At 53.6% G+C, this 20,333-nt stretch carries 15 protein-coding genes and 2 pseudogenes; 9 read left to right on the forward strand and 8 right to left on the reverse strand.

Annotated elements, in window-relative coordinates; all coding sequences use genetic code 11:
- The first annotated feature begins 11 nt into the window (after nt 1-11).
- Complete coding sequence (locus ACR0DT_RS03700; RefSeq protein WP_480709456.1) at nt 12-1,397, forward strand: M20/M25/M40 family metallo-hydrolase; 1,386 nt, start codon at nt 12-14, stop codon at nt 1,395-1,397.
- 70 nt (nt 1,398-1,467) lie between these two features.
- On the opposite strand, the gene lpdA is transcribed toward ACR0DT_RS03700, so the two are convergent.
- Nucleotides 1,468-2,862, reverse strand: a complete 1,395-nt coding sequence (lpdA, locus tag ACR0DT_RS03705; protein WP_480709457.1) for a dihydrolipoyl dehydrogenase — start codon at nt 2,860-2,862, stop codon at nt 1,468-1,470.
- Nucleotides 2,863-3,079: 217 nt separating this feature from the next.
- Here lpdA and ACR0DT_RS03710 point away from each other — a divergent pair, with 217 nt between their 5' ends.
- Nucleotides 3,080-3,514, forward strand: a complete 435-nt coding sequence (locus tag ACR0DT_RS03710; protein ID WP_480709458.1) for a hypothetical protein — start codon at nt 3,080-3,082, stop codon at nt 3,512-3,514.
- On the opposite strand, the gene ACR0DT_RS03715 is transcribed toward ACR0DT_RS03710, so the two are convergent.
- The 4 genes from ACR0DT_RS03715 to ACR0DT_RS03730 all read right to left on the reverse strand — a co-directional run bounded on the left by ACR0DT_RS03715 (nt 3,511) and on the right by ACR0DT_RS03730 (nt 10,037).
- Nucleotides 3,511-4,089 (reverse strand): DUF924 family protein, encoded by a 579-nt coding sequence (locus tag ACR0DT_RS03715; protein WP_480709459.1) that lies wholly within the window; start codon nt 4,087-4,089, stop codon nt 3,511-3,513. The two genes, ACR0DT_RS03710 and ACR0DT_RS03715, sit on opposite strands and share 4 nt — an antisense overlap.
- Nucleotides 4,090-4,200: 111 nt before the next feature.
- Nucleotides 4,201-5,472, reverse strand: a complete 1,272-nt coding sequence (locus ACR0DT_RS03720; protein ID WP_480709460.1) for an MFS transporter — start codon at nt 5,470-5,472, stop codon at nt 4,201-4,203.
- Nucleotides 5,473-5,584: 112 nt separating this feature from the next.
- Nucleotides 5,585-6,631 carry a tRNA preQ1(34) S-adenosylmethionine ribosyltransferase-isomerase QueA gene (gene queA / locus ACR0DT_RS03725; RefSeq protein WP_480709461.1) on the reverse strand — a complete coding sequence of 349 codons (1,047 nt, stop codon included), beginning with the start codon at nt 6,629-6,631 and terminating at the stop codon, nt 5,585-5,587.
- A 31-nt stretch (nt 6,632-6,662) separates the two neighbouring features.
- Nucleotides 6,663-10,037: a YhdP family protein gene (locus tag ACR0DT_RS03730; protein ID WP_480709462.1), complete on the reverse strand. Its 3,375-nt coding sequence runs from the start codon at nt 10,035-10,037 to the stop codon at nt 6,663-6,665.
- Nucleotides 10,038-10,105: 68 nt separating this feature from the next.
- Between ACR0DT_RS03730 and ACR0DT_RS03735 the strand changes: the two genes are divergently transcribed.
- Together ACR0DT_RS03735 and ACR0DT_RS03740 are read left to right on the forward strand one after the other, a co-directional pair.
- Nucleotides 10,106-10,567: a peroxiredoxin gene (locus tag ACR0DT_RS03735; protein WP_480709463.1), complete on the forward strand. Its 462-nt coding sequence runs from the start codon at nt 10,106-10,108 to the stop codon at nt 10,565-10,567.
- Nucleotides 10,568-10,649: 82 nt separating this feature from the next.
- Nucleotides 10,650-11,330, forward strand: a complete 681-nt coding sequence (locus ACR0DT_RS03740) for a ferritin-like domain-containing protein (RefSeq protein ID WP_480709654.1) — start codon at nt 10,650-10,652, stop codon at nt 11,328-11,330.
- A 455-nt stretch (nt 11,331-11,785) separates the two neighbouring features.
- Here the strand turns inward: ACR0DT_RS03740 and ACR0DT_RS03745 are convergent.
- Nucleotides 11,786-11,899: pseudogene (locus ACR0DT_RS03745) on the reverse strand (ATP-binding protein); the annotation flags it as partial.
- A 445-nt stretch (nt 11,900-12,344) separates the two neighbouring features.
- Here ACR0DT_RS03745 and ACR0DT_RS03750 point away from each other — a divergent pair.
- Genes ACR0DT_RS03750 through ACR0DT_RS03770 form a run of 5 tightly spaced genes read left to right on the forward strand, consistent with a single transcriptional unit; the run spans nt 12,345 to nt 18,238 of the window.
- Entirely contained in the window at nt 12,345-13,796 is a 1,452-nt protein-coding gene (locus ACR0DT_RS03750) for a tyrosine-type recombinase/integrase (protein ID WP_480709464.1), read from the forward strand.
- On the forward strand, nt 13,793-15,370 hold the full coding sequence (locus ACR0DT_RS03755) for a hypothetical protein (protein ID WP_480709465.1): 1,578 nt from the start codon (nt 13,793-13,795) through the stop codon (nt 15,368-15,370). The genes ACR0DT_RS03750 and ACR0DT_RS03755 overlap by 4 nt, the downstream gene beginning before the upstream one ends.
- Nucleotides 15,367-17,457 carry a hypothetical protein gene (locus ACR0DT_RS03760; protein ID WP_480709466.1) on the forward strand — a complete coding sequence of 697 codons (2,091 nt, stop codon included), beginning with the start codon at nt 15,367-15,369 and terminating at the stop codon, nt 17,455-17,457. Before ACR0DT_RS03755 ends, ACR0DT_RS03760 begins: the two co-directional genes overlap by 4 nt.
- Nucleotides 17,454-17,855 carry a hypothetical protein gene (locus ACR0DT_RS03765; protein ID WP_480709467.1) on the forward strand — a complete coding sequence of 134 codons (402 nt, stop codon included), beginning with the start codon at nt 17,454-17,456 and terminating at the stop codon, nt 17,853-17,855. The genes ACR0DT_RS03760 and ACR0DT_RS03765 overlap by 4 nt, the downstream gene beginning before the upstream one ends.
- Nucleotides 17,852-18,238 (forward strand): hypothetical protein, encoded by a 387-nt coding sequence (locus tag ACR0DT_RS03770; RefSeq protein ID WP_480709661.1) that lies wholly within the window; start codon nt 17,852-17,854, stop codon nt 18,236-18,238. The genes ACR0DT_RS03765 and ACR0DT_RS03770 overlap by 4 nt, the downstream gene beginning before the upstream one ends.
- Here ACR0DT_RS03770 and ACR0DT_RS03775 read toward each other — a convergent pair.
- Both ACR0DT_RS03775 and ACR0DT_RS03780 read right to left on the reverse strand, forming a co-directional pair.
- A pseudogene (locus ACR0DT_RS03775) lies at nt 18,214-18,462 on the reverse strand (integrase core domain-containing protein); the annotation flags it as partial. The gene ACR0DT_RS03770 and the pseudogene ACR0DT_RS03775 overlap by 25 nt on opposite strands.
- Before the next feature lie 162 nt (nt 18,463-18,624).
- Nucleotides 18,625-20,310 (reverse strand): RNA-binding domain-containing protein, encoded by a 1,686-nt coding sequence (locus ACR0DT_RS03780; protein ID WP_480709468.1) that lies wholly within the window; start codon nt 20,308-20,310, stop codon nt 18,625-18,627.
- Nucleotides 20,311-20,333: the final 23 nt, after the last annotated feature.

Genomic DNA, 20,333 nt, shown 5'->3' on the forward strand with positions numbered 1-20,333 from the left:
AGGAGAACCCCATGTCGCTGGACGCTGTTCTGAACCGCATTGACGCTGATCTGCAAACCTCAATCGACCGACTGATGGAGCTGCTGCGCATTCCATCCATCTCGACCGACCCGGCCTATAACGAACAGGTGGATCAGGCTGCCGACTGGCTGGTGGCCGATCTGCAAAGCATAGGCATTGCAGCGGAAAAGCGTGAGACCACCGGCCACCCCATGGTCGTTGGCCATGTCGGAGAAGACAGCAGCGCGCCGCATGTCCTGTTCTACGGGCACTATGACGTGCAGCCGGTTGACCCGCTCGAGCTGTGGAATCGTGACCCGTTCGATCCCGCCATCGAGGACACGGACAATGGCCCGGTCATTCGTGGGCGCGGGTCGTCGGATGACAAAGGCCAGCTGATGACCTTTGTGGAGGCTTGCCGGGCTTGGAAAGCCGTCAACGGCTCCCTGCCCTGCCGCATCACCTTTTTCTTTGAAGGCGAAGAAGAATCGGGGTCCCCTTCCCTGGTTCCGTTCCTGCGGGAAAATGCGGTTGAGCTGAAAGCTGATCTGGCGCTGGTGTGCGATACCTCGATGGTATCGCGCGGTGTGCCGTCGATTTCCTCGCAGCTGCGCGGCATGCTCAAGGACGAATTCACCATCACCGGCCCGCGCATCGACCTGCATTCGGGCCATTACGGCGGCCCCGGCCTGAACCCGCTGCGGGAATTGTCCAAGATCATCGCCTCGTTCTATGACGATGAAACCGGCCGTGTCGCTGTCGAGGGTTTCTATGAAGGTGTCCATGAGGTGCCTGCCGAACAGCTGCGCCAGTGGCAAAACTGCGGCTTTGACGAGGCCGAGTACCTGAACTCGGTCGGCTACTCGCAACCCCATGGCGAAAAAGGCTATTCGACGCTGGAACAGCAATGGGCGCGTCCAACGCTTGAGGTCAACGGCCTGTGGGGTGGCTATAACGGCGCGGGGTCGAAAACCGTGATCCCGTCGCAGGCGCATTGTAAGATCACTTGTCGTCTGGTCGGTGACATGGACCCTGACAGCCTGCGCGACAAAATCCGCAAACATGTTGAAGAGCGTCTGTCGCCGGACGCCACGGTCGAATGGGACAATGATCTGGAAGGGTCCCCAGCGTCGGTCATGAATCTGGATCGCCCCGAATTCGAAGCCGCCCGTGGTGCCCTGTCGGACGAATGGGGGCGTGAGGCCGTGTTCACCGGGATGGGCGGCTCCATTCCTGTCGTCGGTTATTTCAATACCGAACTCGGGCTGGATTCGATGCTGGTTGGTTATGCCAATGACGATGACGCCATCCACTCACCGAACGAGAAGTACGACGTGAAAAGCTTTCACAAAGGCATCCGCTCCTGGGCCCGGATTCTGGACGCCCTGACCCGCTAAAGAAACCTGACCCGCTAAAGAAAAAGGCACCGCCAGATTGGCGGTGCCTTTTTCAGATCGGTCTCACTGATTACATGTGAATGACTTTGCCGTAAGCGTCCAGAACGCTCTCGTGCATCATTTCCGACAGTGTCGGATGCGGGAAGACCGTGTTCATCAGATCTTCTTCGGTAGTTTCCAGCTGACGGCCGACGATATAGCCCTGAATCAGTTCGGTCACTTCCGCACCGATCATATGCGCGCCCAGCAATTCGCCGGTCTTGGCGTCAAACACAGTTTTGATCAGACCTTCGGGTTCGCCCAGAGCGATGGCTTTACCATTACCAATAAACGGGAAACGACCGACTTTGATGTCATAGCCCAGTTCTTTGGCTTTTGCCTCGGTGTAGCCGACCGAAGCCACTTGCGGCTGACAATAGGTGCAGCCGGCGATACTTTCGGGTTTAACTGGGTGCGCGTGTTTACCGGCGATCAGTTCGGCAACCATGACACCTTCGTGGCTCGCCTTGTGCGCCAACCACGGTGCGCCCGCGATATCGCCAATGGCATACAGCCCCTCAACCCCGGTGCGGCAGAATTCGTCGGTCACGACATGGGTGCGGTCGAGCTTTACACCCAGAGCCTCAAGCCCGAGGTTTTCGACATTGCCAACGATCCCAACGGCCGAGATCACGGTGTCAAAGTCGTGCTTTTCGACCTTCCCCTTCACCTCGATATGCGCGGTGACCTTCCCTTTGCCACGGTCCAGTTGCTTGACCATCGCTTTTTCCATGATGGTCATGCCCTGCTTGGTAAAGGCCTTCTTGGCCAGACCGCTGATCTCGGCATCTTCCACCGGCAGCACGCGGTCCATGACCTCGACAACGGTCGTATCGGCACCCAGCGTGTTGTAGAAACTGGCGAATTCGATACCGATCGCGCCCGAACCGATGACCAGCAGTTTCTTGGGCATCCGCGGCGGTTGTAGCGCGTGCTTGTAGGTCCAGACCAGATCACCATCGGCCTCAAGCCCCGGCAGTTCGCGCGCCCGCGCGCCGGTGGCCAGCACGATGTTCTTGGCCGTCAGCTCTTCGGTCCCCTTGTCGGTTTTGACCGAAACCTTGCCCTTGGCGGGGATCGTCGCCTGCCCCATCACGACGGTGACTTTGTTCTTTTTCAACAGGTGACCGATGCCGCCTGAAAGCTGTGCCGCCACACCGCGTGAGCGTTTGACAACAGCGTCCAAGTCGTAGCCAACCTTGTCCGCCTTTAGACCGAAATCCTTGGCGCGCTCCATAAGGTGGAACACTTCGGAGGAACGCAGCAGCGCCTTGGTTGGGATACATCCCCAGTTCAGGCAGATACCGCCCAGATGTTCACGTTCGACCACAGCTGTTTTCAGGCCCAGCTGTGCTGCGCGAATGGCAGCGACATAGCCGCCCGGACCAGCGCCGATTACGATCAGATCAAAAGATTGTGCAGCCATGTTTCCCTCTCGGCGCAGGACGGTTGAAAAATTTAGTTTACCATTAAACTAATTTCCGGAACGCATCAACACACCTTTCCCGCGACAAATGCGACGCGGGATCACCGGTATCAGTGTATGCTGATTTCAGCCTATACCGGGTACGCTTCTATGGCTAGAACATAGGGGGCGGGTTCACCCACCCTTTCATAAACACAAATTATTCGAGAGGCTTACCATGGCCAAAACACTTAAGGATCTGCTACTTGCATTGCTCAACGCCACACTAATTCTTGTGGCTCTTTGCTTGTTTCTGGGATGGAAGCTGGCTTCGACAGTAGAAGACGTCACCACAGTTTTCTCGGAAAAAGTCCAGTTAGTGGCACCGCTGAGGGATGAAATTCGCGGAGTTCAGGGCGAGCTTGTGGCGCTGCGCAGCGATCTTGCAGATGCGCAAGCCAGTGGCTCTGTCACAGATATTACCGAAAAACTGCGGATATCCACGGCGCTGGTAAAGCTGGATAACCTGGAAGAGAGAATGCAGGACGCGCAAACCCGAGTTGCCGCTATAACCGACGCTCCGGGTGTGCTTATCAATTCTGCAATAAAGAGATCGGCCGACGTGGTCGCCGACCGAATTATTGCCATTCGAGGCTGCGTACCGCCGTCTTAGAGGGCGGCCTGCAGCTCGCGCACCGTGGACCCATACCCGCCCATATCGACATAAGCGGCTTCGTGCTCGGTCATCGGGCGATCAAGTGCTTCGTTCCGGTAAGGGAAACGTCCGAACTTGCGGATCACTTCGCGATGCGCCCGTGCATGCAACAGGTTGCTTTGATCACCGTCGCTCATGTTTTGACACATAAGACGGACACAGCGTTCCTGATCACACAGATTTTCCGAATGCATCATCGGCAGGTAAAAGAACTGCCGCGCGGGTTCATCGATCTTGAGGTCCCAACCCTTGTCCACCGCACATTTCGCTGCTGACAAAGCGGCGCGATCTGACGCGAATGCCTTGGCGCTGCCACGAAACATGTTGCGCGGGAACTGGTCCATCAGGATGATGTATGCCAATGCCCCGCTAGGGTAAGTCAACCAAAGAGAAAATTTGCCTTCATTCGCGGCTTCCCAGGTGGTCAAAAACCGTTCGCGAATTTCTGCGTCCAAGGCATCGTCTTGTAGATACCAACCTTTGGGACCAATCTCATCTAACCAATAACTCAATACTTCTTCAGGACTTGCCATTGCCCTATAACTCCGTCGTGTTGCCCTCCCCAGGGACGTAAGGTCATTTAAAGCTGTTTTACAGGATTGTTACAGTAAAAAATTGCAACACTTGCGACATAATCGTGTGTCTTAGGCAACATCTTGCGTCTCGGCCTCGGCTTCGGCCGCTTCAATGGCAACTTCTTGCGCTACTTCTACCGCAACTGGCGAGGCCGTCGGGTAGACCGGAGACATTGTGCCTGTCTCGTCCACCGGGATCGCAGCACGCTGCGTCATGCGATACAGGGCATAAACTGCCATCGTTACAAGCAGTGCAGCAATGAATAGGAAGAACCCCTGAGGGCCAAAGACGCGATCGCCCATCAGCCAACCCGTGATCAGCGGACCCGCAATCGCCCCCAGACCGTTGATGAACAGCAAACCGCCCGAAGCAGCGGCCATGTCTTCGTGATCAAGAAAGTCGTTCGCGTGGGCAATCAAAAGCGAATATAGCGGGTTCGACATGCCTCCGATCACAAATGCCGCCCCCAGCAAGATCGGGAAAGTGACCCCGAATAGCATGCCCGCTGTTGCCGCACACGCCCCTACCCCAGCAACCAGCATGATCAAGAAACGGCGGTCCATGCGGTCCGACATCCAGCCCAACGGATATTGCAACACCAAAGCGCCGATGTAGAAAGCAGCGATAAAGGTCGAAATTTCAACCAGCGTCAAGCCCGCGCGGGCACCATAGACCGAGGCCATACCGAACTGAGCCGAGAACACTCCGCCTAGAAGGAACATACCAACGCAGCCCAGTGGCGAACTTTTGAAAAGTTCGCGCAGAGTCATCGGTTTGGTTGTATCAAATGCCGGCGTTGGCGAAATCGACAGAAGAATGGGGGCGAAAGAGATCGAAACCAGAATGGACGCGACGACAAACGTGTCAAAACCAGCCGGATCGCCCAGCACAACCAGACCCTGGGCAGTGATGATGCCTGTCATTTGAAAAATCATATACAGCGACAATGCCTGACCACGGTTTTCGTTGCTGGCGGCGTTGTTCAGCCAGCTTTCTGCGGTGACATAAACGCCGGAAAAGCAGAACCCGATCACGAAGCGCCCCAGAATCCAGACAAACGGGTTGGTCATCAACGGGTAAAGGATCATGACGGCCGAGATGAAAGACGCTAGCGCCGCAAACACTCGCACATGTCCGACCCTTCGGATCATCTCGGGTGCGAGGCGTGATCCTCCAAGAAAACCCATAAAATACGCTGACATTACGAACGACATCTCAAGGGTCGAAAACCCCTCGATCTCACCACGGACACCCAAGATCGTCCCTTGCAGGCCGTTGCCGACCATCAACAAGCCCATACCAAGAAGAAGCGCCCATGCGCTGGACAGGACCTGAAACATTGGGGCCTCCGAAATATGCCGACCTGAATTATGGATTCGCTTTTATATGAAAAACGGCTCTGATCGCGCTTGTCTACGACATTGCAAACAGACGATCCCGACAACGCGCCCCTTATGGGATCAAAAGCGACGCGTCACCGTAAGAAAAGAAACGATAATTTTCTTCAATCGCATGCGCATAGACATCGCGCATCCGATCCTGCCCCATCAGTGCTGAAACCAGCATCAACAGCGTGGATTTCGGCAGGTGAAAATTGGTCATCAGCGCATCGGTCACGTGGAACTCGAAACCGGGATAGATGAAGATATCTGTGTCGCCTTCCCACGGTTCGATCTGCCCGGACCGTGCCGCGCTTTCGATCAGGCGTAGGGCGGTGGTGCCCACGGGGATAACTCGCCCTCCGGCCAATTTGGTGGCGCGGATTTCTTCGGCTGCAGTGGCGCTGACCTTGCCCCATTCAGCGTGCATCTTGTGGGTGGTCACGTCCTCGACCTTGACCGGCAGGAACGTGCCTGCCCCCACATGCAGTGTAACATGGCTTATCACCACGCCGCGGGCTTCCAGTGCCTGCATCAGCGCCTGATCAAAATGCAAAGACGCCGTGGGGGCCGCGACAGCACCCGAATTGCGGGCCCAGATCGTCTGGTAATCGGTTTTGTCCTGCTCATCTGCCGGGCGCTTAGCGGCAATATAAGGGGGCAACGGCATTGCGCCTGCCTGTTCCAGCGCGGTGTCGAAATCCTCATCCGACAGGTTGAACCGCAGATAGGCCTGCCCGTCTTCAACCCGTTCCAGCGTGGCACTGAGGTCATCGGAGAACCTAATTTCTTCGCCCCGTTTGACCTTTTTTAGCGGTTTGATCAGCGCTGCCCATGTGCCGTCGGCCTGCGGGTCCAGCAAGGTGGCCTCGATTGCAGCCGAAACCGGGCCTTGCGCGCTGTCGCGATGGCGGCGGCCGTTCAAGCGCGCGGGGATGACGCGCGTGTCATTTAGCACCAACCGGTCACCGGGTTGCAGCCAATCCGGCAGATCATACACATGTGCATCCGAGACGGCATCGCCGTTGGCTACCAAAAGCCGCGCGGACGAACGCGGGCTGGCCGGGCGCGTGGCAATTCGGTCTTCGGGCAGGTGGAAATCAAAATCGCTGAGTTTCATGGCCGCGCCATACAGCGCCAAACATCTCAGTTCAACGGTCTGATGGCGGCGCCCCGTAAGTTCGCTTCGGCTCATCCGGCTTTATGGGCTGCGCGTTAGGCCCGTCGGACACAGTGGGCGCCGGAGCCCGCAGCAGGTTGCGCAGGAACAGCGGTGCTAGCCCCGACAATGGGTTCACGGATACTTTTGGATCTCGGAACGGGCCGGTCAGGGTGTAGTTGAAACCGATAACGCCCTCGCCCTTCTTGGTGAACACGCTGCCGATGGCGTTAACTAGGTAGATCGGAGAAATCGCCCCGCGCAGGTTCAGCGTTTCAGTAACTGTGTTGATAGTGCCGTCAAAGGACAAGCCCATTGATGGGCCAACAGCACTACCGCTGAGGACTTTGACCTCTGTCGGAGTGATACGCATCCGGCTTTCGATGGTCGAGAAAAAGATGCCCTGCCCCGCCATTTCATTGACCAAACCAACAAGGCTGATCGCGTTCAGCAGGGCGGCCATGGCAGGGGCATCCTTGATGTATGTATTGGTGATTTTTGCGATCACGTCGTAATTCCCGGGCCCCGCAACCGGCTCTAGTTGCACGTTTAATGACCCGCTCCGCGCCTGCGTGATCATCCCCGCAGACCGCAGAACTGCCCCAGCATCCCCTGAGGTCAGTGTCACCGCATTACGATCCGCACGCGGTGAAACCTGCCCTCGCACAGGCGCGCCTCCGTTCACGTTGGCTGTGAAGGATCCATTAACGCCGCCGGTGGTTTGAAACGTGCCCCGAAACCCTGTCAGCGCTATGGTCTCGGTCACCTGCAGACGGTCCAGTGTCACGTCCATCCGGGGTCCTGTGCCGGAACCACCGCTACCACTGCCAAATGTCGCGCGCCCCAAGTTCATTACGCCGCCCAGCACCCGGATATCTGGCACCGCGCCGCCGCGATTTATCAGCTCGGCTGGAACCGCCAACCAATTGCCCAGATCAAACGAGCTGAACTGAACACGGTCGAAATCACCGTCATTGAACGAGATCGAAGCGGTAGTGCGCAATCCGGCCGCGTCCAGCTTCAACTCATCCACACGAAGATTTTCCCCTAAGGTGGCTTTAAGCGTCATTGTGCCGGTCGTGCCCGTGCCCTTGCGCCAGCCCAGCTCGGGAACAGCCAATGCCACACCCCTTAGATCGGACGAAGCGGTCAGAATTGGCGGCGTCCCAGCACCGATGCCCAGAGCAATATCTGCCGTGCCCAGCCCGGTTAGCATTCCTTGCGGCAACCCGGCATTCAACTCGGTCATCAACCGAGGGGACAATTCGATCTGGCCGGTCAACTCACTGCGCTGTGCTTCGGTACCGCCGATCGGTTGCCGCCACGTACCCTGAATCGGGACATCGCCGAACAACCCATCGCCAGAAACTTCAACTTCGGTTTGGTTACCTTCAAGTGCCAGTTGGTCGGCACTGACCGAAAACCCCGGAACCAGCTTGTCACTTTGGACATTGCCTATATTGCCGAGGAAATGGAACTCGGTGTCTTCGAATTTTAACCCCTTCTTCATCGGCAGCGACAACGTTCCGGCAAGGCTCACAGTGCCCTCAGCCAGATCGACCGGCAGGTTCGCTTTGGACAGCAAACTGAGTGGTGGGCGGTCGAGCAGTGACAACGCCGCTGTCGCGCTGCCTTTGGCCGTGACGCGTGTGATCGACGGGGACAGTTCCTTGATCGCTGTATCGGGGATGATGAACGACGTGCCGGTGGCATCTACTGCGCCCCCTTCGTCCGCGATGACAACGCCAGCTTCCGCTGTGGCCGTGAAACGGCGATTGATCAAGCTGGCCTGTCCCTGCGCGTTCTCAAGCGGTGGCAAGGTCTTGGCGAACCTGATCTTTGCCTTGTCGAATCCGAAATCCAAATAGATATCCGGTTTATTTCCCGGCTGTAGCCGCAAGGCAAAATCAATGTCCGAGAACTGGCCTTCATAAAGGTTTTCCTCTACCCAAAGCCGTGGCTTTGACGCCAGGCGTTCGGGCCAATAGTTCAACAGCTCATCCCCGTTCATGCTGTCTAGATGCGCCTCAATTTGCGCCGCCCAACCCTCGGGTTCACCGGTCAGCTTGCCCGATCCCAACAGCCGATAGTTAGCGTCTTCGATCATGATCTGACCCAGTTGCAGTTCGAACGGAGCCAGTTTCATCTTCAAATCCAGATCGGAGCGCGCCAGTTTCAACGGGACCGGGAACAAGTTAGCCGGGTTGATGTTGATATTGCTGAGGCTCAACTGTGAAGTCAGGCTGTCCAGCGCACCGTTTTCGATACCGTGCAAAAAGGCCTTACCTTCGGCCTGAAAGGCCCCCCAGGCGGAAACCACCGAGACTTCGTTGAAGTCTAGCTCCTCCTTAGTGGGGTTATAGGTAAAATAGGTTCTGGCGGACTCGAACGGAATGGGGCGCGTTTCTTGCGTTGGCTGCACCGCTCCTGCCCCAAGGTTCAGCGTTGCGAACAACGGCCCCAACGCTGCGTTACCGTCGATGCTACCGCGCAACGCCCCTGAAATCGGCGCCTTGAGGACCTGTAACCACGACAGAGCAACACTTTGACTGGCGATATCTTCGGTCGGCAGATCGGTGATCGAAATGCCGAACTGCGCCTGAGGTGTGCCCAAAACACTGGTATAATTCGCTTCAATCGAGCTGGCATAGTCTCGGCCGGTCAGAACGGAAAACCCTGTGGCCAAATGCATCTCATCCCCGGTGCGGGTGGCAGTGATATGCCCCCCGTCAAAAATCCAGGCCCGACCAAGACGCAGATCCTGGTAGTCAAGCGTCAGCGATTCCAAATCAACCGAGCGCAGCCCGGACAGGATAGGCGACAGAAATACGTCGTCGGATTGTTCGATCAACTCGGCTAAGTTCGGCGCTCGCTGTACAGGGGCGCTGCCCGAGCCGACGGTCAGCGACAATGCCCCGTCCAGCCCCCGGGTCAACGCGATCTGCGCATCGCGAAGGATGATACGACGCGGGCGGATTTGTCCCCGTAAAAGCCCACGCATGGACAGTCGAGTGCGCAAATCGGACACTTGCGCAATCTGCTGCCCCGCCGCGTCGCTGATCGTCACGTCAGTCAGCTGCAGCCGAGGGCGCCATTCTTCGTTCACGATGAAACTGGCGTCGCCGAAACGGATTTTCAGCCCCCCAAGGCTTTGGTCTAGGCGCTGTTCTACTTGCTTGCGCAGCCACTCAGGCGCGTGCAGATTCTGACCGAATAGAAAAAACCAACCCGCAAAGACTAACAACCCCAGCGACAGGACCGTCCAACCAGAAAAATGCGCGGCAATACGACGACGGGACCGGCGACGCCGGGGCTTTTTGGGCTGCGGCGCACTTTTGTCTTCGTGCTGCACCAATTTTCTATCCACGTCTTCCAACCCGCCCGCGCCGCCCTATGATGTCGGGCAGCCCATAAAAAACTTTAGCGGAGTTTCCAATGCCCGACGTTTCAGACATCGCCCCTGATTTCACTTTGCCCCGCGACGGAGGCGGTGAGGTCACCCTGTCAGCCCTGCGCGGCGGCACTGTGGTTCTGTTCTTCTATCCTCGCGATGATACGCCGGGCTGCACCAAGGAATCCATCGGTTTCTCGGAACAACTTCAAGCCTTTGCGGATGCGGGCGCTCACGTTTTCGGCATTTCACGGGATAGCGTCGCCAAGCACGACAAATTCGTCGCCAAGCACAACCTGACCACACCCCTGTTGTCGGATGAAGGCTCGACCGTTTGCGAGGACTACGGCGTGTGGGTGGAAAAGAACATGTACGGCAAGAAATCGATGGGCATTCAACGCTCGACCTTCGTGATCGACGCCGAAGGCAAGATCGCCAAGGTCTGGCGCAAGGTCAAAGTGCCCGGTCACGTGGACGAAGTGTTGGAGGCTGTGCGCGCCCTTTAGCCCCCTCGACCACAGTCGCCATCCGGTCTAAGAGCCGCGTGCAATCAAGCGGAGAAACATGGTGTCAAAGACGCTAACTCAGATGGCGACCGAAGTTCTGACCATGGCGGAAGGGCGGGAGAAAACCGCCCTGTCCAAACGCCATGCCGCCGCATGGTTTGCATCGCGCAAGGGCGACGCGCCTGCGATTGAGATCGGCACCGCCATCCCGCCACTGCAACCTGCGCGTCCCGATCAGCCTGAACTGCTGTCCCCGCGCGAGGTGCCCAAACGAAAACCTGGCACTGAGGCGGGCCGTATCGCTATGTTGCATGCCGTCGCCCATATCGAACTGAATGCGGTCGATCTGCACTGGGACATCATCGCCCGTTTCGGTCATGTCCCGATGCCGATCGGATTTTATGACGACTGGGTCAAATGCGCCGAAGAGGAATCGCGCCATTTCGAAATGGTCTGCGATTGCCTCGAAGCTATGGGCAGCCATTACGGCGCCCTGCCAGCCCATGCCGGCATGTGGCGCGCAGCCGAGGACACCGCCGAGGATTTGATGGGCCGTCTGGCCGTGGTTCCGATGGTGCTTGAAGCACGCGGGCTAGATGTGACCCCCGGCATGATCGACATCTTCCGCAAGGCCAAGGACGCAAAGGCCATCGCGGCGCTAGAGGTTATTTATGCCGAAGAGGTCGGGCATGTGGCCTATGGTTCGAAATGGTTTCATTTATATGCCAACCATTTCGTTCCAGAGGAAGCCTCGAGCACCTAAATATTTGTAAATTATTAAAAATTTTTTCATCAGGTCAGATTCCCCCTTCAAAAGACTTGCTCCATCACTTGGGATTACAGAACAAGTCTTTTTCGGATGGAACTTTCGAAATGTGCCCACGTACACCTAAGCAGCGCCCACAAAAAGCAAATCACCACAATGCTTTACAAGAATGGACGTTCTGGGAACAAAAATGACCGACAGCACTCAATGCCACGTAGTTTGATGCACGTTGCTGACTAGATTTGACTTACAGTCACGGACGGAGACACAGATGGTCTCAACTACTTCAGACGTTTTCATTATTGAAATGCCAACAGCGGTATGTTTTCCGACCACTGGGAGGCGCAATACCCGGCCATTTCAGAGTGACTGGCACCTTGGCACGCGCGCTCTCCAAATAGCTGGCGTGTGCCGAGGTGCCTTGGTCCGTCAGGACCAATCGAAATTCCATTTCAAGAATTGTCTTTGAGCTGTTTTGCCCTGCTTTGCGTCAGGCAATAGTTGTCACCGTTCATCTCAAGAATTCTGACATGATGGGTAAGCCTGTTGAGAAAGGCTCCGGTCAGCGATATCAAACCATGACAGGTACAAGCCATGTTGCCGATGATCGTTGCAAATGTGCAGCCTGGTGAGGCTGCGTGGATCCGTGCCTCCAAGTTGGTTTGTCTGTCGAGGTTGTTCCCTTCGATCATTTGCAGTTGCGGGCCTCTCCGGTGATTCGCAGCGCTGGTCAAAACTGGCACCGACAATGCTCAAAAACGCGTTAGACCGGGAAAAAAAATCTTAGGGCTCTCATTGGCAAGAATAGCCAATCGTAGAGCACCATTGCCTCTCTACTCTTCTTCTATCCTTGAAATCCAAGAACAGTCCCTCATCTATCCATTAGGGACCAAGAATAGCATAAGCATCTGTTCTTGCTAGATTTTTACGACTGCACCAAGCGCAGGATAGTTGAAGAATGGCCTCCATTCTTGTATCTTTTGGAGACCATTCGCTGCCTTGGAGGACCACTTGAAGCCCATCTCAGAATTAGGCCGGCAACCTGTGAAACACACACAAACTCGAGCTGGCGAAACCCGATTTTCGATCTACCGGGAAGATGGCAGCATCGCGATGTGGCCTTGGGCTTGGGTTGTAAGCGAGACACGTCAACGAAACTACACCCCGGATACTATTTCCACTCGACTATCTCACATCACCATTCTCGAACTTTGGGCAATTCACCGAGGTATCGAACTTTACACCATCATGCTAGACGGAGAATGCTTGGGCTTAGAGCAAGTAGCGGACTTAAATTACTTCCTGAATTTTCAAATACAGGATTTGCGTAAGCTGGCGAGGGTTCTGCCCATGAATGAGCAGAAGTTTCTTACCAGGTGTCTGGAAGAGCGAAGCGTTCAAGCTGGCACAATAATCCAACGGCAGATTGGTATTGAAGAATACCTCCTGTGGCTCGGCGAGTACGGCAATCGTTTGCTTCAAAAAAAGCCAAGCCCAGAATCCGAACGGAAACTGTGCCGTCGCAAACAACTCCTGGAACCAGCGATCAAGCTACGTGAGGGCGGCTATCACACAGTGCCGGGCAGCTATGCGCACTACTTTCGAAAGGTACGTAAAGGTATGCCGCAAAGCCGGATCAAGGCATACGATCATGAGAAAGCTGCTGACCGCTTTGCCCTATGGATCGCGATCTGTAATCCGTATGATGTTTGGCCCAAGAATCGAGTTCGAGCTTTACGAAACTACCTAATTTTATTGATGTTTTCCGACCTTGGCTTGCGCGCTGGCGAGTTGGGTCAAATGAAGACCGAAGATTATAAGAGCGAAGATGATTTGATCGAGGTCGTTCGCCGCCGCAATGACCCAGAAGACCCTAGGAAACGTCAGCCAAACGCAAAGACCTTCGACCGGAAAATCAGTTTGAAAGCGTCGCCGTTGCTGATCGAGACCCTCGATGAATGGATGGATGTGAGGGACGACATCGATTTTCAAAGCGGGAGAAACTCAAACTCCTTCATGTTTGTCAACTTGGCTCGTGATCCCACTGAGTATGGCAAGCCCATGTCCAAGACCGCAATTGACGATGTGTTCAGAGACGCCTCCAGAGCAGCTGGAGTTCGAACACTGACCCCGCACCCAATGCGACACAAAAAGGCCCGAGAAATGGCCAAGCTTTTAAAGGAACTTGGAACCAGTGGCGAAGAAGCTCGAAAAGTCTTCACTTATCACTTTGGATGGTCGGAAACGTCTAAGATGATCTCTCGCTATCTTGGAGGAGAGTCCGATCTTGGCGCCGCGAAAAGCATGCGAACAATCTGGGCGGAACAGGAGGCAAGAGCTGCTGCTCTAGATACGGAATTCCTCAACACAATTGGTTCGGAACCCAGCGAGTACATTAGCCTTCTCGATCACCGCGAAAAGCTGTTCGAAGAAGCCGCGGAAAGGAAGCATGGTAAGCAATGAACAAGCGCAAACATCTTTATCATGGCATTCCAGCATTTCGCCCGACCAATATCCGCCGAGCTGCCAACGGTGAAACTTTCGATATCACTTCTGATTATTGGGAAGTGAGCGCAACTGGTAGCGTTGCTACTTTCAATTTTAAATGGTGTACTGAGGTATTGTCGCCGTTGATGAAAAACGCGCTTAAGGAAGTGGTGGCTTATCGGCTCGAAACCAACCTTGCTTCTTCGATTCTTGGAGAGTTGAGAGCCTTCAAGCGACCCTGTGTCTGGCTCAGGCGCGAAAACAACGACCTGGTCGGTCGGATCAACCGTAAAGATATTGCCGCCTACCGATTGGATGATCCGAGTGGTAGTGATTACAGCATGCGAAACATTGTTTCTTCATGGCAAGAAATTGGATTTCCGGGGATTGCCCCAGATGCGGCTGAACTAATCGACGGCTTCCGGAAAAAAGAAAACGAAAAAGTTCATATTCTGACCCTAGATCCAGAGTCGGGTCCGTACTTGGATGGCGAAATCGCGATGGTGGATCGCGAACTCCATGAAGCTTACGAAAGCGGCGCCATCAATGATGCTCAATATGTGCTAGTTCAAACATTTCGCCTCTATGGTCAGCGAGCCTCAATGAATGCCAACCTGAAACTTCGGGACATAAGAACTCCGAAGCACCACGGTGTGCAAACCTCTATCCGGTTCGAAATCCTTAAACAAAAGCGAACCCAAGCCGAAAGATACGGCCCCAAGCGACCTGCCCCAATGCTGTTTACCCACGCCTTAGAGGCTTACCTAGATCGATTAACCGGTGGCATTCCTGCTTCTGAGTGGAATCACGAGAAACCATTATTTCCCGCGAGTACTGATGAATTTGTTGCAGATTGTCGCTCAGTCACGAAGAAAAGAGCGCGAGACTCAAAAGGTCAAACAATGGCGGGTTACGAAGGTCATATGACTGCGCACCAAGCCTCTGCGCGATTCAAAAACATTCTTAAAAAATTAAATATCATAAGCCCTCGAACTGGTGAACCAATGGTGTTTAACCAATTGAGAGAACGGCACACTATCGCAACAATCATGGCGATGCGAGGATGTACGGCGGAAGAAATCGCGGCATGGATGCATCACACCAGCCCCGGCAGCTGCGAAGCCTACATCGAACTTGCCTCTCGACATCATCAGCTCATGAGTAGTCTGCTGGACGGTAAGATGGTTCATGTCGCAGGCAGGTTCTTGGGTCAAGTGACTGAAGCGCAATCCGACGACCTCGAATTTGGCGCAATTATTACAGCAACCGAAGCTGACGGTGCTCCTGATTTGGGCGCATGCGATTCTGGAGGTTGCAGCGCGCTGGAAAGCCTCGCAGCGCCATATGCATGCTTTCTCTGCCGCCATTTCAATCTCTCAATTGATTCCGAGCTTGACCCGTTACTGCGCCTTCTGGCTGGTAGAAAGGCAGAAGCTAAAATGCATGGCGATGACGAATATTCTCGAGAACTTAATCGGCACGTTGCTGCGGTTTTAGCGGCTAAGAAAATGCAGCATCAGGCGCGCCAAGAGCGGGAGCGCAACGCATGACTTTGCATTTCAAGTCGAAACAACAAATCTCGGTTGAAGAATACATCGCAATGGCTAAGAAACTGTCGATCCTTGACCCCCGTGTCGAGGGGCATGTTGTTTGGGACAGTGCCACTTGGGACATCACTGCTTTCGTAAAGCGGATAAGGAATTCCAAGCGAGAAACGATTGGTTTCCATCATGCAGATCGATGGCGGTCCCGGGCGAATGATCCCGAGTTCGCGATGAACCTGCCGTTTGGTGACTTCGCAAAGGCATACTTCGCCTTTCAACTCAATGAAAACGCCACAAAAACAGGAAAATTTAGAAAATCCAATGTCTTTAGCCACAAGGTTAAGTTCTGCCGCATCTTAGACCGCGTTCTAGAAAGTCGAGGACATCCCGGCCGTGCAGACCTTATAGCAAAGTCAGACCTGAACAAAGTCGTCGAGTTAGCCAGTAAATCGCATAAGCGTAAGGCTGCCGAGACCATGCGATCTATTGCGAGAGTGTTGGAGGAAGCGGGCATCGCGCGTGACCTAAAGAGCTGGTGGCATCCAGAACTCCAAGACAATCGCTTTCGGAGCAGAGTGAATGAGGACTCTCTCCGGAAAAACCTGACCGAAGAGGAAGTGTCATGCTTGGGAGAAGCCTTTCACCGAGCAAAAACGCCACGAGATCAGGTCGTTATGGGCATTGTCGCACTGTTGATGTGTGCCCCCTCTCGAAAAGAGGAAGTCTTCATTCTACCAGCCAAGGTTCAGGCTTTGGATAACCCGGGCGAAGGTTACGTCAACCCAGATGTGCCCTTCAACGAAGACTGTCGTTTCAAAGCTGGCCTCAGGTGGTGGCCAGTAAAGGGCGGAAAGCCTATGATTAAATTTGTTCCGAAAGAAATGGTTCCGGTTTCTCAGTTGGCACTCGAAAGGATCTGTGAACATACTGAGAAAGCGCGCAAATTAGCAAAGTGGATGATGGAGAACCCTGGCAGGGTTTTTGTCCCTGCGAATCTTCAACATGTTAGGGCAACCGGCGAAATCACACGTTCAGAGCTGGAAGAACTTCTTGGTGTCGGTGTAGATTTTTGGCTTCAGTCTAGGCGCATCCTAGCTGCCAAGTACAGGACCCGCGAAAATGGAAAACCCATAGCAGTATACGACTTTGTTCAGGTTGAAAAGAAGTGCTTGGCCGAAGCACCTCACGGATTTCCTGTGCTCAGCGAATTGTCTTCGTTAGTGTACTCCGAGGCGCTGTGCGTCTGTTTAAAAAACCAATTTGCTCACAATGCTGAGGCACGGCCTTACATGATAGAAGCATTAAGTAGAGCTGTGGTCGAACTCGTCTTGTCAGGCAGGCCAGAAAGTCTTCAAAAAAGTGGCCAAACTCAACCTGCGGTTCCCTCCATCTTCGAGCGTTTCGATATCCGGTTAAAAAACGGTAAGTACCCCAAAATCACTACACACCAAATGCGCCATTACCTAAACACTATTGCTCAACGCGCCAATGTTCCCCAATCACACATAGCCTACTGGAGTGGTCGTGCGAACGTCATGCAAAACCGGAACTACGACCACACAGACAAACTGTATCAAGTCGAACAAATAAAGCGCACTGGCGAGGGTGAGAACCTACCGGCAATCAGAGTTGTGGACGACTCGGAAGTCGAAAATGCGGCCTACGAAACTGCAAACCTGAAGATGCATCTTCTTTCGACGTTATTCGGATATTGCAATCGTCGCTTTAATCAAGAGCCGTGCGACCGAGCTGGTGCCTGTAGAACATGCACTAGGCTGGTATGCCTAGGCGGTTCCAAAAGAGCCGCTGATCAGCTCCTTAGAGATGCGGAAAGAGATCAGAAATCTCTTGAAACCCTGCGTGCTCGCCAGGCTAAAGGAATGCGGGTCAATGAAACAACCATAGAGGCTATCGAACATAGTCATGCTCGTAGTCAAGCACTCGCTGAGGCCATTATGGATCCAGCAAACGAAGGGAGTCTGATCCGCAATACCGACCTTGGCCCATTGATCGAGTTCAGCCACGCTGAACGGATCATCGAAAAAAAGCTGGCAGAGCTTGAAACCTCTCGAACCACAGGGAACTTGACGTGAAGCTTACGCCCGAAAAAGTGGATAAAATTCTGGTCCTGATTAGTCAAATGAGGGGCGAAATCACCCGGACCAAAATACACGATAAAGTTGAATCAAAGGTTGTCAAAATCTCATCTAAGCAGCTGTTCAAACACCCTCTCATCCATGCGGCCTACCTAGACAAGGCGGCAGCCTTCTCGCGCAAAAGAGAGACGGATAAAGGTAAAAAAACCCGAAAGGCACCAAAAAACGCCGCTGTAATAATGGAAGAACAGCAAAAAAAGATCGCTCAACTCGAAGAGAAATTGGACGTGATCTTGTCAAACGCCATGGCACAAGGGGTTGATCCTCGCTTGATGAAGCAACCGCTAAACGTCTCCAGACTTGGGAACACCTACCCAGAGGGACGCAAAAAATGAGCCGCAGCAGGAAAGCGGAGGCCATTGCCACGCTTGAGGCGTTGATCAGAAAGGCTGAGGAAAACGATCAGTTGCTGCCCAATGCGGATGGTGCCTTGAGCCTGAAACTGATTTTGGAACAGGCGAAACTGAACTGGAACACTCTGTATCGCAACGAAGAAATCCGCTCTCTCCTCGCAGAGTACGCAGAAGAAAAGGGGCTGGCATACAGCAGGAAAGGCAGAGTCGCCCAACTGAAGAAAGCCTTGAAGCATCGAAGTCAGATCCCACAGACATGGTGCCCCTTAAGAAGCTCAAAGACCTACAGCAGCGGGTCTCACAGCTTGAAAAGAAGATTGCTGAGTTGCGGGCATCTAATACGCCATTGCTCGATGAGGGTTTGAGCTTCGCGCAGGCTGTAGAACAGTTCACCGTTTAGCAGTTCGTCCCTGAAGCGTGCATTGAAGCTTTCGCAGTATCCATTTTCCCATGGCGAGCCTGGTCCGATGTAGGCTGTCTTGGCACCCACTGCGGCGATCCAGTCCCGCACCTTTTGAGCGATAAATTCCGGCCCATTGTCGGATCTTATGTATTCCGGTGGGCCACGCAGAATGAACAAGTCGGTTATGGGGGCAGTAGCTTCCCTTTTGACCAAGGCGACCATAACAAAGGCCGCCGCCGAAAAGGGCGGGTCATCCCATAATCACAGATCAGGCCTCAAGGGAATCCAAACGATTCAGGTTTTCGGCCGGGCGCTGTGGACCTATGAAACGCTCCTTGTGAGCTCTCACTATGTCCTGCCGGAAAATCGTTGCGATAGATATTTGTAGAGCTTTTCGCCCTGCAATTTGTCGGTGGCTGGGTTGGTCCGAACATAGAAATCATCACCAAGGAATGCTGGTTCGGCGCCACTCGCAACTCTTACTACTAGCACATTTTTGCCATCAACTGCCTCAAGCACCCAATCCAGCTGAGGGTAGAATTTCTCACCAATTTTCGACTTAATCAGGTTCTTGAAGTGAAGAAGGTAATTATCCGTTACTCCTGAATGGTGCTTTGAGACTTCTTGATCCACTCCAGGGATGCGCCCATCATCACTTACACCGATCAGCAGAGTGCCTCCCTCCGTATTAAGGAACCCAGCTACTGTTTTGAGCGCTGATATTTCGATGTACTTTTCTTTCTTGCCGGTTCTCAGGTCGACCGAAAGTGTTTCCTTAAACTCGGTTACTTTGTCTTCACCAGATCGAACTAAAGCCTTGATTTCATCGGCTGCGGTTAGTCGGCCAATTGCACCAAGAAGACTTGAGACGTCGACTGAAATGGAATTGACGTTGTTTGGGCTAAAAACCAAATCCCTTTCCAATCTCGCTATCTGCTCTTGTAATTTCAGCAAATTGAAATGGGTCTCCACAAGGGTTGTTTGCACATTCAATGGCGGAACAGGAATCTCTAAGGTTGTGAGAAGATCACCAGTCAAAGTCAAATGCGGAGTCCCAGACGCCACTCCTTCGAGGCACATACGACCCAGTGTCGAGTTGAGAAACATTTTGAGGTAAGAGGGGTTAATGCTGTCGTTTAAATCTACCACAATCCACTGGGGACGGATACTTGGATCATCAGCTCCAGTAATAACCACTTCTTTGCTCGTTCCCCCTAGAAACCGGGAGACCGCGACAGATCTTGCGCCAATGTCCAGACTTTGATGCCGGTGGCTTGTCTTCGTGGCTTCTATAAAATCTCTAAATGGCCTAATTTCAAAACCGCTATAAGATTTCAACAGGCCATCAAGCTCAGATTGTATTCGCTCTGCGTTGAAGCCATTAAAATCTTTGTTTCTAGCAATGTGTCCATGCTCTTTCCACAATGCCTCATCACGTCTGACAAGAGATTCAGCGACGAACAACTCGTCTAGCTCGTCATCCAAAGTTGCAAGAAAAAGATTTTCTGATTTTTTCCTCGATATCGCGACCAACAAAGGCCGAATACCCAAGTTAAGACCTTTCTTCGGTAGCTCCAGGTATCCGACAACGTAAAGCCCTTTGCTGTTCAGATCTGAAAGAAATTGTTTGCCAACTCGCGTACTTAACCCCCTAGAAGACACTGTGAGCAACGCCAAGCCCTTCGAGTCCAGATATTCCAGCAATGTTCCCGCAATATTGAACTCGAAGTTTCGTTTGTACTTGGGGGCCTCGCCATTCAAAGAGCTAGGTTGCCAGTTAATGGGTAAGTCCAGGACCATTAACCCAATATTTTTGGTCCTGAGGGAGCCATCTAAATCGCTGGAAAGGAAACTACAAAACGCTACCTGAGAGGAGATGTCAAAGTTTTCATTGCCTTCGTTCGAAACATAAAGGCTTGCTTGTTCGCCGAATGCTTCAACTAGTGAGTCAAAGAAATCAGGCAAAACTCTTACCGAATACAATCCTTCACGATTTCTTCGCAAAGATTCTTGTTTCTTCAGAGAGCTATCCACTGCTTCCCCCTTTTTTGGTAACG

Source organism: Ruegeria sp. BI11 (assembly GCF_056538005.1).